Origin of the sequence: Nocardia acididurans, assembly GCF_016741815.1 — a bacterium.
Taxonomy (GTDB): domain Bacteria; phylum Actinomycetota; class Actinomycetes; order Mycobacteriales; family Mycobacteriaceae; genus Nocardia; species Nocardia acididurans.
This window is the reverse complement of record NZ_JAERRJ010000041.1, coordinates 1-2,686: the sequence shown is the minus strand read 5'-3', so window position 1 is coordinate 2,686 and position 2,686 is coordinate 1. Positions and strand designations below refer to the sequence as shown.

Below are 2,686 nucleotides of genomic sequence, written 5' to 3'. Positions count from 1 at the left end.
CTTCTTCGACCTCGGCGGCAACTCCTTGTCCGCCATGCGTGTCATCGCAGGCATACGCGACACACTCCACATCGACGTCGACGTACGCTGGATGTTCCAGACCCCGACCGTCGCCGGCCTTGCGGCGTCGATGCAAAGCGAGGGATCTGGTAGTCGACGACCGACGCTGGCGGCTGTAGAGCGTCCAGATGTAGTTCCGCTGTCGTTTGCGCAAAGCCGGTTGTGGTTCCTGTATCAGCTGGACGGTCCCTCGGCGACCTACAACATGCCATTGGTGTTGCGCCTGACCGGCTCTGTGGACATGGATGCACTGGGCATCGCAGTCACCGACGTCATCGCTCGCCACGAAGCATTGCGCACCACCTTCCCCGACACCGACGGCATCGCATACCAGCACGTAGTGCCCGTCGACCACCTCAACCCGGGGTGGCACGTCACCGACGCGACCGAATGGACCCGGACCCGATTGGATCAGGAGGTCGCCGCAGCGGCGCGCCACGGGTTCGACCTCTCGGTCGAAATCCCAATCCGTGCACAGGTTTACCAGGTCACGGCACACGAGTGTGTGCTGGTTTTGTTGATGCACCACATCGCCGCCGACGGCTGGTCTTGGGCACCGTTGATTCGAGATCTGGACGCAGCGTACTCGGCGCGACAGGAGGGACGGGCTCCAGACTGGGCCCCACTGCCGGTGCAGTACGCCGATTACACGCTGTGGCAGCGGGATTGGCTCGGTGACCTCGACGACCCCGGCAGCGAACTCAACACGCAGTTGGCATATTGGGAACGCAGCCTGGCGGGGTTGCCCGACCGACTGAGCCTGCCCACGGATCGCCCATATCCTCCAGTAGCCGACGGTCGTGGTGACAGAGCAAGTTTCGAGTTGTCACCACACCTGCATCAGCAGTTGCAGCAACTCGCACGCGACCACGACGCGACGGTATTTATGGTGTTCCAAGCCAGCTTGGCGGTGCTGCTATCCAAAATCAGTGGCAGCACCGACATCGCGGTGGGATACCCGATCGCCGGACGCACTGACGAGGCATTGAACGATCTGGTCGGCTTCTTCGTCAACACCCTCGTACTGCGCACGGATCTGGCTGGCAACCCCACCTTCGCCCAGGTGCTTACCCAAGTCCGCGAGCGCTGCCTACAGGCCTACGCCCATCAAGACGTGCCGTTCGAAGTACTGGTGGACCGCCTGGCCCCCACACGCTCTCTGAGCCACCACCCGCTATTCCAAGTCGAGCTCGCTTGGCACGAGACAACCAACGCCGACGCCACCGCTGAGGACGTCACCGGTGTGGATATTGCTCCGATGGACATCGACACCGGCACCGTCCGTTTCGACCTGACCTGGTCGCTCACTGAACAAATCGACTCCGACGGGCACCCCGCTGGCATCACCGGCGTTCTCGGATACCGCACTGACATCATCGACGCTCGTACCGCCGGTACCTTCACAACCCGACTCCAGCGGGTGCTGACCGCCATAGTCAACGACCCCACCATTGGGGTGGGCTCAGTCGAGCTGCTCGACGACGCCGAACGTCGAATGTTGGCTCGGACGGGCAACCACGTCACAATCACCGCGTCGACACCGGGGATATCGATTCCAGAGTTGTTCGCTCAACAGGTCGAGCGGACCCCAGATGCGGTGGCAGTGCTTTTCGGGGATCGGTCCTGGACCTATCGAGAACTCGACGAGGCCTCAGGCCGGTTGGCTGGGGCGCTGATCCAGGCCGGTGTCCGCAGCGGCGATCGGGTTGGATTGTTGTTGCCACGTTCGGACGTGGCGATCGCGGCGGTCACGGCGGTGCTGCAGATCGGTGCGGCCTACGTACCGTTGGATGCGGCTCATCCAGATGAGCGGCTGAGATTTGTCTTAGCCGATTCCGCACCAGTGGCGGTGTTGACGACGACTCGGGCGCTGGACCAGGTCACAGCGCTGCTGGGTTCGGCCGGATTGACTGGCGTCGTGGTACTGGACGTGGCTGATCCGATGATCGAGTCCGGCCCGGTCGCAACAGTGCCATTTCCGATGGCGTCCCAGTTGGCGTATCTGATGTACACATCAGGCACAACAGGGGTTCCGAAGGGCGTCGCGGTGTCCCATTCAGGGTTCGCGGAATTCGTGGCCACGCACGTGGAACGAGCGGGCATCAGTGCCCAGAGCCGTATTCTCCAGTTCGCTCCGCTGGTTTTCGATGTGTCAGCGGGCAATTTGTGGTGCGCTTTATTGACCGGTGCGGCCGCGGTGGTGCCGACCGAGGAGCAAGCAGTGCCGGGCATAGGGCTGAGCGGGTTTATCGCGCAGTCGGGCGTGACGCATTTGCCGTTGACACCGTCGGCGTTGTCGATGCTGACGCCAAGGGATGTGGACGCGACGGTCACAGTGATTGTCGGCGGTGAGCCGTGTTCTGCGGAGTTGGCGGACGCATGGGCGGCCGACCACACCATGATCAACGTTTATGGCCCGACCGAGACGACGGTGTGGGTGTCGATGAGTTCGCCCTTGGTGGCTAAGTCGGGGGTGCCGTCGATCGGGTCCCCGATGTCAGGTGTGGCGTTGATGGTGTTGGATGACCGGTTGCAGCAGGTGCCAGTAGGGGTTATCGGTGAGTTGTACGTCGCCGGCCTGTATGTGGCGCGCGGGTATTGGGATCGACCAGGGTTGACCGCATCG

General features: G+C 62.7%; 1 protein-coding gene. It reads left to right on the top strand.

The genetic code is table 11. The annotated features are described in order from the left end of the window. A partial coding sequence (locus tag JK358_RS38685) for a non-ribosomal peptide synthetase (RefSeq protein WP_201958853.1) occupies nucleotides 1–2,686 on the top strand: 2,686 nt, incomplete at both ends.